The organism is Thiohalomonas denitrificans (assembly GCF_016841685.1).
Classification (GTDB): Bacteria; Pseudomonadota; Gammaproteobacteria; order Thiohalomonadales; family Thiohalomonadaceae; genus Thiohalomonas; species Thiohalomonas denitrificans_A.
On record NZ_JAENYR010000031.1, the window covers coordinates 23,250 to 37,985 of the forward strand.

Genomic DNA, 14,736 nt, shown 5'->3' on the forward strand with positions numbered 1-14,736 from the left:
CTTACCCCCCCAGTGCCAGCGACGGCGGCGTGCGCAGAGCGTGCCAGATCCCCATCAGGCTCGCCAATACGCCTCCGACCAGCATGATGATGAAGGTGAGCATGGTCTCCTCCGGCAGCAGCACCAGATTACGCGGAAATTTGTCCTGGGTGGCGGTGGTCAGGGCCCAGCCGAAGGCGAAGCTCCCGAGAGTGAGTACCAGCGCCTGCTCCAGGATGAGCCGCACGATCACGCCATCGCCCGCACCGATGATCTTGAGGGTGGCGATCGCGCGAACCTTTTCCATCGTAAGGACATAGATCAGCAGGGCGATGATGACGATGGCCACGGCAAGCAGCAGTGTCCGAAAGACACCGAGGATTGCCGTCATCCGCTTGAGCTTGCCTTCCAGCATCAGCTCCCGTTCCTGCTCGGTGGTGTAGGCACTGAGATAGAGCCACCGCTCGATATGGCGGGCGACCGCATCCCGGTCGGCGCCGGGAGTCAGCGCCACCAGCACCGCGCTGATCGTGGCGCTGCCGCCGCCGAGTAACGGCAGCAGCCGTTCCACTTCGGTCGACGAATAGCCTGCATCCTCCAGACGCTGGCGGTCACTTTCCCGCTGGACCTCCAGCGCCCGGTTGTCCTGCTGGTAGAGCACCTCCTGGGCGTCCGGCAACGAGAGATAGGCGAGCGGATTCCCACCGGAATCGACCGCCCCCCGGGTCAATCCCACCACCGTATAGTCATGCACCCCGAGCCGTAGGGTCTGCCCCAGTGCCAGCCCCAACTTGCGATCAGCTACCAGTTCATAGTGGGCGCGCCGAATCGGCCGCCCGGCGATAATCCGTCCAGGCTCGCCGAGACCGCCGAAGACGTCGTAGCCGATGATGGTGAACTGCTGCTCCCGATCGCCGATCTCCCGCTGCACGGCGTAACTGATGAAGGGGCTGGCCCGGGCCACGCCGGGGGTCGCCGCTACGCTACGGTAGCTGTCGGTAGGAATGCGGGAGGATTCGTTGAAAGGGCCGCCGCGATCCCGCTCCACCACCCACAGGTCGGCCCGGGTGTTCTCGATCAGCCAGATCCCGTCGGCGATGTTGCCCTGGAATATGCCGTTCATGATGAGGACGATGGCCACCAGCATGCCGACACCGGCAATGGTGGCGAGAAACTTGCCGAGGTGGCGACGGACATCCTTGATCGCAAGGTCCATTACCGCTCTCTCGGGACCGGTTCGGCCCGCTGGCCGACCCGCACCTGCTGCGGTGTGGCCACCACCTGTTCGCCTGCCGGTATACCGTTGCGCACCAGCATGCGCTCACCGTCTCCGATCCCGGTCTCGACCTGCTGTCGCTGAACATGACCGTCCCGTATCACCAGCACCGCCTGGCCACCCTCTCCATAGGAGAGCGCAGAGGTGGGAACAACCACCCCCTGTTTTTCGCCGGCACGGATGGTGACCTCCGCCTCGAGATTGATAGCAAAACGCGTCGGGGGCTTGTCGAAGGCGATGTTGACCTCCAGCTCGCGGGTGACCGCATCCGACTCTTTGCCGATACGCGCCACCGTGCCCGCCAGCTGTTCGCCGGTACGCAGCTCGATTTTCGCCGGCTGTCCCACCTCGACAGCCCCGACCACCGACTCATCGACCCGGGCAGCGATCCAGAGAGTTGCCGGGTCCACCAGACGGAAGAGCGGAGTACCGGCACCTACCGTGTGACCCTGCTCGACCAGACGTGCCGTGACCACGCCACGGGTCGGCGCTTCGATTCGAGTATGCGAGAGTGCGGTGGCCGCCTCTGTTTCACGCGCCCGGGCCGCCTGCACGGCCGCCGACGATGCGTCCAACTCACTGCGTGAGATGAGCCCCCGGTCCTTCCCGAACAGCTCACGATCGCGCCGGTGATTCGCCAGTGCCAGTTCCAGCTCGGCGCGTGCAACAGCAAGCCCGGCTGCCAACTCCCGGTCGTCGAAGCGGGCAAGCAGCCCCCCTCGCTCAATCGTATCGCCTTCGTCCGCGTGCAGCTCGATAATTGCGGAGGGGATGCGGGCACTTACCGTAATCGGGTAGCGCGCCCGTATGGTGCCGGGGATATGAACGTTGTGGGCCACGCTGCCCTCCTGCGCCGCAACCACCTCCACCGGCGGCAGGTAAATCCAGAGGCGATAGACGGCCAGCATGGCAAGTGCCAGGACCACTCCGCTCAGGGCAAGCCATTTCAACGATTTACCCATCAATATTCTCGCAAGCGGGTCGAGTAAGCGGATCGAAACGTCGTCCGGGTGCAAGGCAACCGCATACTTTGAAGCAAGCGATATAGATCCTTGATACCACGTCGTCGAGCGCACGGGGATGGATGATGAAACGCTCCTGCATCATCTTCACTTCCTACATCCCTGCAGGTTGTATTTACAGCGCACCTGACATAAAGGATTTATATCGCCCCCCCGCACGGAGCCGGGTGTGGCGTAGACCCGGAGGGAGGGAAGATACCACAGAGTTCCTCTCGGCCACGCTATCCAGTGCTCCGCCCAGGACAACCGCATACCCCGGGACATGGATCAGTAGCCACCCTGTCCCCCGCCCTGTTTATTGCCCCGTCCACCACCACTCTGGCTGCGCATCTCGTTACGAAACTGCTGCTGCTCGGCTGAATCCATATTCTGCATCCGCTGGCGCATCTCGGTGCGGAATTGCTCCCGCTCTTCGGTGCTCATCTGCTGCGGCTGCATTTGCATCAGTTCCTCGTTGCTCATACCACTGAAGTCAGCGGCCACCGCACGTACTGACAGGACGAGGCCGACCGTCAGCAAGGATATTCCAGTCAAGCTGCGGATTTTCATTACCTTCACTCCTCTCTGAGGGTTTATTTAGCGGCAATCGCCACCGGGAAAACCGCGCATCTGCGCCGCCTGTTCAGGGGTGAGCGCGGCAAGCAGCTGGTCGCGCGCTTCGGCCATTCCCTTCATCCGTTCGAGTTGCATCTCCGTGCGGGCGATACGGCCCTGTAGCGGATCATCCGTATCGGAAGTCGCGGCACCGGGCAGGCCGGCGCCGGCCTGGGTGCGGACCCGTTCTTCAAAAGCCTGCCACGCGCCCTCCTGATCAGGGTCCAAGGCAAGAGCCTCCTTCAGGGTCCCCAGCTTGGCACCTATGCGGGCCTGGCGCATCTCCTGCATCGCGGCACCGTCGCCGCCCGCCTGGTGCATCCCACCAGCCTGGTGCATAGCGCCGCCCTGTGTGTCACAAGCCTGGCCCATACCGCCGGTGGCGAAAATGGCAGTACTGAAACCGGTGGTGACGCTGAACACAATTGCGACGCCGAGTCTGGTTGCTTTCATGGTTGTTCTCCTCGTTGGATACGGTCCCAGTGCACCACAGACGAGGCGTGCAGGAATGTCGCCCGGGTACCGTTTGGTAACGTCGCGTGACGGCGCACGCCTTCGTTACAGAGTGTTACAGAAGCCCGGGGCAGGTGCGGTTATATTGTTGGATCCCGAGAGCACCGGTATTGCACCTATGAGTCCTCCCGAACATATCCTGGTCGTCGATGACGATGCCGAAATTCGTACCCTGCTGCGTGATTATCTACGGCGTAACGGCCTCTACGCCGAAGCGGTGGCCGACGGTGCAGGTATGCGGGCGGCTCTGGGACGGGAACGTTTCGATCTGATCGTGCTGGACATTATGCTCCCGGGGGAAGATGGACTGGCGCTGTGCCGAGGACTACGGGCACACTCCGCGTTGCCGGTAATCATGCTCACCGCGCGGGTCGAGGAGACGGACCGCGTCGTCGGTCTCGAGATGGGAGCGGATGACTACGTGCCAAAACCCTTCAATCCGCGCGAGCTGCTGGCTCGGATTGCGGCGGTGCTGCGGCGCGTGCGGGCACTGCCTCCGGCGTCGGATCGCACCGATGTAGGCCGCCTGCGCTTTGCCGGCTGGACGCTGGACCTGCTCCGGCGTCGGCTTATCTCGCCGCAGGAGGTCATCGTGGCCCTCTCCTCGGGAGAGTACCGTCTGCTCCAGGTCTTTCTCGAGTACCCGCACCAGATACTCGGTCGTGACCGGCTGCTGGACCTCACCCGTGGGCGAGAGGCGCTGCCGTTCGACCGCAGTGTCGATGTCCAGGTGGGCCGCCTGCGCAAACGGCTGCACGACGAAGCCGCAACCCTGATACAGACGGTGCGTGGAGAGGGGTACGTCCTTGCCGCGGAAGTCGAGGCCGAGCGATGAACCGGCTGCTGCCGGCCACCCTTTCCGGCCGGCTGTTCACCACCCTGCTCATCGGTCTGCTCGTGGCCCAGATTGCGGGTGCGGTGATCCTGCTGCAGGATCGTGCCGCCGCGCTTTATGAGGCAGGCGGTATCAACGCCGCCCAACGCATCGGGGACATAGTGCAGGTGCTCGATCGTCTCGACAATGAGACGCGTGTCGCGCTCCTGCCGGTGCTCAACAGTGACCCTTTGACGGTACGCATTCTGGCACAGGCCCCGCCGGCCTTGCCCGATAACAGCCAGCGTGGCCACCATATCCGCATGCTCCTGCGACGTCTGCTGGGTCCGGAGCGACCTCAGCAGGCGGCGGTGCGTATCTTGCCCGGGCCGCCGACGGCAGGGTTCACTCCGGGGCAGCAGGAGAGGAAGCGGCCCGCGGCCGCGGTACTGACCGTGCAGGCACAGTTGTGGGACGACGCCTGGATCCATATTGAACATCATGTGGCGACCGGCCACTCGGCGGGCTGGCCGCTGCGACTACTGCTGACGCTGGTCGTTTTGCTCTCGTCGGTGGTGGGGCTTACGCTTCTGGTGGTGCGCTGGCTCACCCGGCCGCTGGCGGTGCTGGCCACGGCAGCCGAAGGACTGGGGCGGGACATCCACCATTCACCTCTGGCCGAGACGGGACCCACCGAGGTACGCCGGGCGGCGGCGGCCTTCAACACCATGCAGTCGCGATTGCGCAGCCATATCCAGGAGCGGGAACGAACCCTGGCAGCCATTTCCCACGACTTGCGCACCCCCATTACGCGGCTGCGGCTGCGCGCCGAGTTGATTGACCATGAGGGGCTTCGGGTGAAGGTCAACGACGACTTGGCCGAGATGGAGGAGATGACGGCGGCGGCGCTCGATCTACTGCGCGGCGTAAACCGTGAAGAGCCGGTTCAGCCGGTGGACATGATGGCACTACTGGGAAGCCTGCAAGCGGATCATGAGGAAGCGGGCGACGCGGTAGCCGTCGAAGGGGCTACGCAGGCGCCCTACCCCGGGCGCCCCCTTGCGCTGAAACGGCTGTTCGCCAATTTGCTTGGCAATGCCCTCAACTACGGTGGCCAGGCCCGGGTCCGGGTCGACGATCGAGTCGACAGGCTGGAGATCACCGTGGCCGACGAAGGGCCGGGTATTCCCGAGGCACAGCTGGAGACGGTATTTGAGCCTTTCTATCGCCTGGAGAGATCGCGCAGCCGCAAGACCGGCGGTGTCGGTCTGGGCCTGGCGGTCGCACGCGATATCGCGCGGCTCCACGGCGGTGAGTTGCACCTGCAAAATCGCACCGGCAGCGGGCTGGAAGCGGTGCTCACCCTGCCACGCTGAGCGCCGGCAGGCCCTCGCCATGTCCACTCGAGGCGGACACGCTCCTGGCCAACACTTCGAGCTGTTATCAGGGTTCGGAACAGTATCTGGTCATTGCAGCGATGACGGCTGTTGCACGGGCAGCCGCAGCGGCGAAGCAGCGCTGTCACTGATTGCGCCCGTTTCACCCGTCTTCGCCGGCTCGTAGAGATAACGAATCCGCAGGGGCGCCGTTAGTTGCGGAATGACCATCGCTGCGACAATCACGAGTTGTCCCGTGTCTCCATCGCGCCGGTATCGCTGTATCAAACGTGGGCCGCTGTCAGGCGTTGTTTCAACCACAAGCACATCGTCTTCCCAACCGGCGACCGTTACCTGCTGTTGCATGCCGCCACTGGTGGAGATGGATGCCCCTCGAAAGTCCGTGAATAGGAGTCGACGATGTCCGTCTGGATCGGTGATGCTCAAAAAGGGATCGTCGTGAGCGATTTCGAGGGTATCCAATGCCTTGAGCATCGCGGACAACTCCCCGGCAGAAAAGCTTTTGCCTCGCATCCTGCTTCCTGACTGGCCATGGCCTTGACCACCCCCCATCCCGCCGCCACGCCGAGGTCCTCCCGATCCCCCGCCCATGGCCTGTCCCCTACCCATGGAGCCTTTGAACGCTGCCATTTTTTCCTGCAGATCATCACTGGCTTCCACATTCAGGACCCAAAGTCCCGAGAAATCCGGTTTCGCCGGCTCCTCCGTTGCCGATCCCCCGGCCAAGAGCCCGTCTGCCCTGTCACGGTCGACGGCTCCGCCCACATCGCGGGCCGAAGCCTTACCAGTGGTCTCAACCGGAACGGCACCGGATATTCCGGACGGCTGACTGGCGCAGCCTGGCAGCTGGGGGCCCGCACACAGGGCCAGGGCAACAAGAACTATTTTGGTACTCATCGAATCAATCCCCTCGGTCGTGCCTCAAATTCTTTCTGGCCAATGCCCCCTAGGAGTCTGTCCGAGAATAGCGACCGTCACGAGGGCAAGACGGATTGAGTCGGATTTTTCGGTCATTTGAGGCGAATAATGATTCTATTTAACGAAAATGAGCGGAAAACCTGGCCAATCAGGCTTGGCCGCACGACTCCAAGGATGGAGGAGTCAGAGCGAAGCTCGATGCCCGAGCCGAGCAGGTCAATCTATTCCCGGACAGGCTCCCAGTAGTGTCCTGCTCCTCAGGTTCCCGGCACAGCGGGATACGTGACGAGGTGCTGACATCGGCCATTGACGGTCACGATTCCAACATGCAGCCACCGCTGCGGGATGTCGCAAGACGTCGCTTTGGTAACCGTAGGTAAGCAGCCGGGGCGCGGTCACACTGGGTTACAAAACCCCGCCCGCGATAAGGAGGATCATCGGAAGCGACGGTTCACTTTGGGCGCATCGGCGCCGACAGCGCAAAAATTCGGTACCGGCGCAATGCCGGCAGATGGCCATCGATAATCGGTGCAAAGCTGCTTCACGCCCCCCCCAACTCTCCCCCTTTGTTCTTTACTAAGTCCCATGACCATCGGGATGCTGAAGAGATGAGCTGGCTCCAGAAGGGGCGCTCGCTGGCACTGAAGCCATGGGTCCCGTGGCTGGTCTTCGCCGTGATCGTCGGAGGGGCACTGGCCGTTGCGATCGGGCTTTATCGTCTCGAAAACACCCGACACCAGACCCACTTCGCTCTAGCCGCGCGCGAGCAGATGGCTGTACTGGAAGCGGGGATCCACATGCGCTTTCGGCCAGTGCATCATCTTGCCTTGACCGCCAGCTTCCAGGCGGGGGCGTTCGACGAGCGCAGTTTTCTTCAGTTCGTGGAGAGCATTCCCCATCAGAGATCGAAGGCGCTAGTGGCCTTGCAATGGTTTCCGCGACGGCAAGTCCGGCCGGGACAGGAGACCTTTCCGATGGGCTACAGCTATAGTCTGAGCGACGAACTCTCCGAGTCGGAAAGCGACTGGAGCCAGGTCCCAAACCGCCTCGTCGACCAAACCAGACAGCGAAAGCTGGTAATCACCCCCTGGTACCTGATGGACGGCCGAGTCCGATTTCGGGTACTCCGGCCGGCTTTTCGCCGGGGAATGGACGAGCGGGAGTTGCTTGGCTTCGCTTCCGGCCTGTATCAAGTGGACCGACTGCTAACCGACATTTTGTGTTTGCGTAATCGATCGGATGCGATGGAAATTTTCGTCGCCGATTCCCGTAGCGATGTGACAGATTCCTTTCGCTGTTCCAAGAATGCCCGGGCTGTGCCCTTCGGGGGCGCGTTTCCGCCAGGCCGACGGCTGACGCGGAGTGTACCTGTGAATGGGTCGACCTGGATTATGACGGCCGTAGCAGCGCCCGGCACCTTCATAGCTTCCCGATGGATACCGTTTGTCATCGGGTTCGGCGGCCTCCTCCTGGGTGGGATTTTGGCCCTTCTCCACCGCATGATGCTGGACCGGGAAGCACAAGTCCGTCAGCTCGTCTATCGCCGAACCGAACAACTGGAGGCGATGAACCGAGAGCTGGAACAGTTCGCCTATGTGGCCTCCCACGACCTCAAGGCCCCGCTACGGGCGGTTTCGCAGCTGTCCTCATGGATCATCGAAGATACCGCCGATCACCTTGATGAAGAGAACCGCAATCGGCTGCGGCTAATGCGCGAACGGGTGATCCGCATGGACCAATTGATCGACGGCCTACTCGCGTACTCCCGCGCGGGCCGGGTCACCGGCGAGGCTCGCAAATCGGTGTCTCTCAAGTTACTGCTTGAGGAGTTGAGTGGCGAATTATCGCTACCGGCCGGTTTTCGGGTCGAGATCCGGGAGCCCCTGCCGAGCCTTCGGGCCGACGCGTTACACTTGAAGCAGATATTCCAGAATCTGATTACCAATGCGGCCTCTCACCACGACCATCCCGAGTCAGGCACGGTCTGGATTCGCGCCGAGGAGGAAGGACGGTTTTGGCGGGTGGAGATAGCGGATGACGGGCCGGGGATTCCGGCGGAAGAACGGCAGAGGATATTCGGGATGTTCATGTCCTTGAAACCCGAGGCGGGTCAAGGGCATACAGGGATCGGTTTGACGGTCGTGAGAAAGCTGGTGCTTAGCTATGGTGGGCAGGTCGATGTCATCGATAACCAGCCGCGCGGCGCGCGTTTTCGGATTTGGTGGCCGAAGTAGTCAATCACTTCCGGGAGCCTGTCCGAGAACAGCGACCGTCACGAGGGCAAGACCGATCGAGTCGGATTTTTCGGTCATTTGAGGCGAATAGGTCAGTCTATTCTCGGGCAGGCTCCTGGCCGGATCCCGGCTTTCCAACATCAACCGGCTTTGCATAAACGGCTTTTGGCCGTTTTCAGCTGCAGCAAGGGGAGCTGTTTCACTTCCAAACACAGATTCAGCCAGCCACGGTGTGGAATTTGGGCGCTTTAGCCGTTCAATGACCAACACTATAAGATCGGGGGAATTGAAGGGAATGGCATTCTATGCGATTTTACCGGGCTTATGGCCGTCCCTGTAGCCTAACCACCGTTCACATCGGGTCACTTTCCTTGTCCAGAGCTTATCGCCGAATCTCCGCCGCTGCCCTGTTGGCGCTCGCCGCGCCCGCTTACGGTCAGGAGGGGGAGTGGTCCTATTGTGAACCGATTAGCGTGCCCTCGTTTGAGAATGACCTGGAGCCGGGGGTCACCTACGTCGATGCGAACCGGCTGGCTGCAGAGCGAGGAGGTGTCAGCACCTTCACGGGCGACGTTACCCTCCGCCGGGACCAACGCCGGGTGATCGGCGACAAAGCCATTTACAACCAGTTGACCGGTACCGCGACGCTGATCGGGAATGTCCGTTACGAGACCCCCGACGCGCGGCTTCAGGGCGAACGGGCACAGCTGCACCTGGAAGAGGAGAGCGGCCGCATTTACGATGCCCAGTTCCGGTTTATCTCCACCCGCGCCAACGGCACCGCGGAACTGGTGGATATCATCACGCCCGAGTTCACCCGAATGGAATCGGCGACCTATTCCACCTGTGATCCCGACAACCAGGTCTGGGCCCTCAAGGCCAGCAGCTTCGATCTGGACGAAGCGACCAATACCGGCGAGGCCTGGAACGTCAGGGTCAATGTAAAAGGCGTGCCCATTTTCTATTCGCCCTATCTGAACTTCCCGCTGGCGGGGCGCAAGAGCGGTTTTCTGGCGCCCTCTTATGGCAGCAGTGAAACCGGAGGCACCGATCTTTCGATTCCTTACTACTGGAATATCGCACCGCACCGCGATGCGACCTTCACGCCGCGCTATATCGAAAACCGCGGCACCATGCTCTACAGCGAGTTCCGCTACCTGAACCCGAATTCGTACGGACAGATCAACTACGACTATCTGGGGAACGATTCGCTGTTTGGCGATGAGCGCTCTTTTCTGCGAATCGACCAGAATGGACGCTGGAACGGCTGGACCAGTGACCTCCTCTATCAGGAGGTATCCGATGCCGAATATTTTGAAGACATCTCCAATCGTCAGGGCATGACCAGTCAAACCCATCTGGAGCGCCACCTGAATCTCGACTACCGCTCCGACTGGTGGTCATTCCAGGGCCGCGTCCAGGAGTATCAAACCCTCTCCGGCAATACGGTCTATCAGCGCCAGCCCCAATTGGTGCTCGACTTCTCGCCCCCTTCCGGGCCGGGCGGGCTGGATTTCGACGGCTATGGCGAACTGGTCCGCTTCGCTCTCGATGAAGAGCCGGGGGATGACCGTCCGACCGGAACCCGCCTGGATGTCAAGCCGTCAGTGAGCCTGCCGCAGCGGGGCACGGCGTGGTTCCTTACCCCGAAGCTTGCGCTGCAGCACACCCAGTACCAATTGGACGAGGACGAGAATGAAGCGCTGTCCCGGACGCTACCCATCACCAGCCTGGACAGCGGGCTCTTCTTCGAACGGGACCTGGGCATCGGCGGCCGTTCACTTCTTCAGACGCTGGAGCCGCGCCTGTACTATCTGTACGTCCCCTACGAAGACCAAAGCGCACTGCCACTCTTTGACACCGGGCGCTACGGCACCAGCTACTCGCAGCTTTTTCGGGACGACCGCTTCTCCGGCCCCGATCGCGTGGGGGATGCCAACCAGCTGACCACTGCCATCACCACCCGGTTCATCGATTCCGACAGCGGCGCGGAACTGCTGAGCGCCAGTCTCGGTCAGATTCAATATTTCAGCGACCGCAGGGTGCAGTTGAATCCCGGTGACGATCCCCCGGAGACCACCAGTTCGGAACTGATTGGTGAACTCCGATCCCGGCCGACCCCGGCCTGGGACATCAGCGCCAGCGCGGTTTATGATCCCCATGAAGAGCTAACCGAGGAAGTGACCGGGCGAGTCCGGTATAATCCGGGGAAGCGCAAGAATTTCACTCTGAGTTACCGCCAGCGTGAGCCGGACCTCGAACAGACCGATGTGTCCCTGTTTTGGCCGATCGCCCGACAATGGAGTGTTCTAGGTCGTTCAAATTATGACCTGGTCGAAAAGCGTAATCTCGATGAGATAGTAGGGTTGGAGTATCAGTCCTGCTGCTGGTCAATACGCATGATCACGCGCAGCAGACTCGATACCGGCACGTTGGAACAGGAGCGGAGTTTCGAAGTCCTGTTCGAGCTGAAAGGCCTGACCCAGATCGGAAGTCAACTTGAGGAAGAGGTCGAACGCGGCATTTTGGGCTACTGACCACGGGAAGATGATGAAAACAGCGATCGCCACACTACTTACCGCCACGCTCACAGCGCTTCTGCTGGCCGCGTCACACGCCGGCGCCGCCCCGCGCATTGTCGAGCTCGACCGCGTCGTCGCCGTGGCCAACGACAACGTCATTACCCTGAAAGAACTCGAGCAGCGAATGGAAACTATCAAGCTGCAGCTCCAGCAGGCTTCCCGGGGCGATGTGCCACCCGATGACGTCCTGCGCCCACAGGTGCTCGATCGACTCATCATCGAACGCCTGCAGCTGGATAGGGCTATCGAGTCGGGGATCCGGGTGGAGGATGAAGAAGTCAACCGCACCATTTCCCGTATCGCCGCGGACAGTAACATCTCCCTGCAGGAATTTCGGGAAGTCCTGACTCGGGATGGGGTGGACTTCGCCAGCTTTCGGGAGGATATCCGTAACGAAATGATCATCTCCCGTCTGCGGAGCCGCGAGGTGGAGAACCGGGTCAAGGTTTCTGATGCGGAGGTGGAGCACTTCCTGGAGAGCCGCACGGGGCGCGATACCGAACGGGTGCAGTACCGCCTTTCACACATCCTCATTGCTGTGCCCGAGGCGGCAAGCCCCGAACAGGTCCGAAAGGGGCGGGACGAGGCCGAGGAGATCCTGACTCAAGTGCGCGACGGCGCCGATTTCCGGGAAATGGCCGTAGCCCATTCCGATGGCCAGCAGGCCCTGGAAGGCGGCGATCTGGGTTGGCGCAGCCGCGAAGAACTACCCACGCTGTTCGCCGATGCGGTCAGCGGGATGGAGGCCGGCGAAGTAACCGATCCGATCCGCAGTCCCAGCGGATTCCACCTGGTGCGGCTCGAGGCGACCCGGGGCCAGGCCGAGCACCTGGTTCAACAGAACCATGCACAACACATTCTGATCAGCACCAATGAGCTGGTCTCGGACGAGAATGCCCGCGCCCGACTCGACCGTCTGCGCGACCGCATTCAGGCAGGCGAGGATTTCGCCGCCCTGGCGCGGACCCATTCCGACGACAAGGGCTCTGCCAGCAGGGGTGGCGATCTGGGGTGGAGCAACCCGGGGTCGTTCGTGCCCGCTTTCGAACAGGTGCTGGACAAGCTCTCACCGGGCGAGGTCAGTCAGCCTTTCAAGAGCGATTTTGGCTGGCACATCGTGCAGCTTATAGAGAGACGTGACCACGACAATACCGAGGCCTACAACCGCAACCGTGCCCATCAGGCACTTCGCAAGCGCAAGGCCGAAGAGGAGCTGCAAAGCTGGCTGCGCCGTCTGCGGGATGAGGCCTATGTGGAAATCCGGCTCGAATAGCCGTCTGCCCGGCGATTGGACATTGGGAATCGGTCATTGAATATTGCAGATGCGTAGCCGGCCCCGCTTCGCACTCACGCCGGGTGAGCCGGCCGGTATCGGGCCGGACCTGGTTGTGCGCCTGTGCCAGGCGGCTCGCGATGAAGAATGGGTGGCGGTGGCCGATCCCGAGCTCCTGGAGAGCCGCGCCCGCACGCTGGGCCTGAAGGTCGAGCTGGAGCCGTTTCGAACCGACGCAGCGGTTACCTGTGAACCCGGTCGTTTGTGCGTGCTGCCGGTACCACTGGAAAGAGGCGTCATTCCCGGCCATCTACAGCCGGGCAATGCCTGCTATGTGCTGCAGACGCTGGAATCCGCGGTGGATGGCTGCATCGCTCACCACTTCGATGGACTGGTCACCGGACCGGTTCACAAGGGCGTTATCAACGAGGCGGGCGTGGCATTTACTGGCCATACCGAGTTCCTGGCCGAACGCACCGGCACCCGACAGGTCGTGATGATGCTGGCCACACCCGGACTGCGGGTGGCCCTCGCCACCACCCATCTGCCGCTCTCCGCCGTCAGCACGGCAATTACCCGCGAAAGTCTCACCGAGACTTTGACCATTGTCGACCACAGCCTGCGTACCCGCTTCGGCTTGGCACGACCCCGAATCCTGGTGTGCGGACTCAATCCGCACGCCGGCGAAGGAGGTCACCTGGGCCGCGAAGAGATCGACGTGATCGAGCCCGTCCTCGATGTATTGCGACGCCGCGGAATGGCACTCGTCGGGCCGCTGCCCGCAGACACCGCCTTCACCCCGGGCGCACTGGCCGAAGCCGACGTCGTGCTGGCCATGTATCACGACCAGGGGCTGCCGGTACTCAAGCACAAGGGTTTCGGCCGCGCCGTCAATGTGACCCTGGGCCTGCCCATCGTCCGCACTTCGGTGGACCACGGTACCGCCCTGGACCTCGCCGGCACCGGCCGCGCCGATCCCGGCAGTCTGCTCTACGCCCTGGATGTCGCCCGCCAGATGACAAAGCCCGATAATCAATGAACCACCGCCCCCGCAAACGCTTCGGCCAGAACTTCCTCCGCGATCCGGGTGTTATCGACCGTATCGTGCACGCCGTGGACCCCCGTCCGGGGCAACAGCTGGTGGAGATCGGCCCCGGTCTGGGCGCCCTCACCGGACCGCTGCTGCAAGCAGCAGGAGAGATGCATGCGGTGGAACTCGATCGTGATCTGGTGCCGAAGCTGGCGGAACGTTTCGGCGATCGCCTGCACCTGCACAGTGCCGACGCCCTGAAGTTCGACTTCGGGCAACTGGCCGGAGAGGGACGCCTGCGAGTGGTGGGGAACCTGCCCTATAACATCTCCACGCCGCTCATCTTTCACCTGCTGGCACAGGCCGAGTACGTGCAGGATATGCATTTCATGCTGCAAAAAGAGGTGGTAGACCGCCTCGCCGCCTCACCGGGTGGCCGCGACTACGGGCGACTGAGCGTCATGGTCCAGCAGCGCTGCCGGGTGGAGCACCTTTTCAATGTGTCGCCGGGCGCATTTCATCCGCCCCCCAAGGTGCACTCCGCCATCGTCCGCCTGCTCCCCTACGAAACCCCTCCGGTGCCGGTGGCCGAACCCGCCCTCTTCTCCCGCATCGTGGCCAAGGCCTTCTCTCAGCGGCGCAAAACCCTGCGTAACACCCTCAAGGGCGAACTGGACGCCGAAACCATCGAGGCCTGCGGCATCGACCCCACCCGCCGTGCCGAAACCCTAAGCGTCGAAGAGTTCGGTCGCCTCGCCGCCGCCGCCGAACAGGATTGATTACCCATCCGAACAGGCGGTGACCCATTTAGTAGCGGCACGAAACAAATAAGAACGATAACCACGGGGTGCACGGGGACCACGGGGGTAAAACAGGATGTTCGGGCGTCCTCCTGATGAACTTGCCCCCGCTGTCATTACGAGGACGCCTACATGGACGTAGGTGGTAGAGCGACGCAGGATGCCAAAGCCGAGCCCCGGCGACGAAGTAATCTCCTGCTCCCAAAACCCCAGATTGCCGCGTCGCTGGGGCTCCTCCTGATGAACTTCCCCCCGCTGTCATTACGAGGAGCCCCGGCGACGAAGTAATCTCCTGCTCCCAAGA

General features: G+C 62.2%; 13 protein-coding genes. 7 read left to right on the forward strand and 6 right to left on the reverse strand.

All coding sequences use genetic code 11. The features are described from left to right. Window position 1: 1 nt before the first annotated feature. The 4 genes from Q7L05_RS08615 to Q7L05_RS08630 form a co-directional block, all read right to left on the reverse strand. Complete coding sequence (locus Q7L05_RS08615; RefSeq protein WP_303904884.1) at window positions 2-1,195, reverse strand: ABC transporter permease; 1,194 nt, start codon at window positions 1,193-1,195, stop codon at window positions 2-4. After that, window positions 1,195-2,217 (reverse strand): efflux RND transporter periplasmic adaptor subunit, encoded by a 1,023-nt coding sequence (locus tag Q7L05_RS08620; RefSeq protein ID WP_303904887.1) that lies wholly within the window; start codon window positions 2,215-2,217, stop codon window positions 1,195-1,197. The genes Q7L05_RS08615 and Q7L05_RS08620 overlap by 1 nt, the downstream gene beginning before the upstream one ends. Window positions 2,218-2,544: 327 nt before the next feature. Then, window positions 2,545-2,826 carry a DUF1104 domain-containing protein gene (locus tag Q7L05_RS08625; RefSeq protein WP_303904890.1) on the reverse strand — a complete coding sequence of 94 codons (282 nt, stop codon included), beginning with the start codon at window positions 2,824-2,826 and terminating at the stop codon, window positions 2,545-2,547. 27 nt (window positions 2,827-2,853) lie between these two features. Next, a complete protein-coding gene (locus Q7L05_RS08630; RefSeq protein WP_303904892.1) occupies window positions 2,854-3,324 on the reverse strand; it encodes a Spy/CpxP family protein refolding chaperone in 471 nt (156 codons plus the stop codon). 178 nt (window positions 3,325-3,502) lie between these two features. Between Q7L05_RS08630 and Q7L05_RS08635 the strand changes: the two genes are divergently transcribed. Together Q7L05_RS08635 and Q7L05_RS08640 are read left to right on the forward strand one after the other, a co-directional pair. Then, a complete protein-coding gene (locus tag Q7L05_RS08635; protein WP_303904895.1) occupies window positions 3,503-4,219 on the forward strand; it encodes a response regulator in 717 nt (238 codons plus the stop codon). Further along, the gene (locus Q7L05_RS08640) at window positions 4,216-5,574 is read left to right on the forward strand and encodes an ATP-binding protein (RefSeq protein WP_303904898.1); all 1,359 of its coding nucleotides are present in this window, start codon (window positions 4,216-4,218) and stop codon (window positions 5,572-5,574) included. Before Q7L05_RS08635 ends, Q7L05_RS08640 begins: the two co-directional genes overlap by 4 nt. Before the next feature lie 90 nt (window positions 5,575-5,664). On the opposite strand, the gene Q7L05_RS08645 is transcribed toward Q7L05_RS08640, so the two are convergent. Then, window positions 5,665-6,492, reverse strand: a complete 828-nt coding sequence (locus Q7L05_RS08645) for a hypothetical protein (RefSeq protein WP_303904900.1) — start codon at window positions 6,490-6,492, stop codon at window positions 5,665-5,667. 629 nt (window positions 6,493-7,121) lie between these two features. On the opposite strand from Q7L05_RS08645, the gene Q7L05_RS08650 reads away from it, so the two are divergent. Next, window positions 7,122-8,747, forward strand: coding sequence for a sensor histidine kinase (locus tag Q7L05_RS08650; protein ID WP_303904903.1), 1,626 nt, complete (start codon window positions 7,122-7,124; stop codon window positions 8,745-8,747). Here the strand turns inward: Q7L05_RS08650 and Q7L05_RS08655 are convergent, their stop codons facing one another. Next, window positions 8,748-9,017, reverse strand: a complete 270-nt coding sequence (locus tag Q7L05_RS08655; protein ID WP_303904906.1) for a hypothetical protein — start codon at window positions 9,015-9,017, stop codon at window positions 8,748-8,750. A 101-nt stretch (window positions 9,018-9,118) separates the two neighbouring features. On the opposite strand from Q7L05_RS08655, the gene Q7L05_RS08660 reads away from it, so the two are divergent. The 4 genes from Q7L05_RS08660 to rsmA are packed head-to-tail and all read left to right on the forward strand — an operon-like array spanning window position 9,119 to window position 14,411. Then, window positions 9,119-11,284, forward strand: a complete 2,166-nt coding sequence (locus Q7L05_RS08660) for an LPS-assembly protein LptD (RefSeq protein ID WP_303904908.1) — start codon at window positions 9,119-9,121, stop codon at window positions 11,282-11,284. A 10-nt stretch (window positions 11,285-11,294) separates the two neighbouring features. Further along, window positions 11,295-12,602 carry a peptidylprolyl isomerase gene (locus Q7L05_RS08665; RefSeq protein ID WP_303904911.1) on the forward strand — a complete coding sequence of 436 codons (1,308 nt, stop codon included), beginning with the start codon at window positions 11,295-11,297 and terminating at the stop codon, window positions 12,600-12,602. Between the two features lie 49 nt (window positions 12,603-12,651). Then, complete coding sequence (gene pdxA / locus Q7L05_RS08670; RefSeq protein WP_303904914.1) at window positions 12,652-13,641, forward strand: 4-hydroxythreonine-4-phosphate dehydrogenase PdxA; 990 nt, start codon at window positions 12,652-12,654, stop codon at window positions 13,639-13,641. After that, window positions 13,638-14,411 carry a 16S rRNA (adenine(1518)-N(6)/adenine(1519)-N(6))-dimethyltransferase RsmA gene (rsmA, locus tag Q7L05_RS08675; RefSeq protein WP_303904917.1) on the forward strand — a complete coding sequence of 258 codons (774 nt, stop codon included), beginning with the start codon at window positions 13,638-13,640 and terminating at the stop codon, window positions 14,409-14,411. Before pdxA ends, rsmA begins: the two co-directional genes overlap by 4 nt. Window positions 14,412-14,736: the final 325 nt, after the last annotated feature.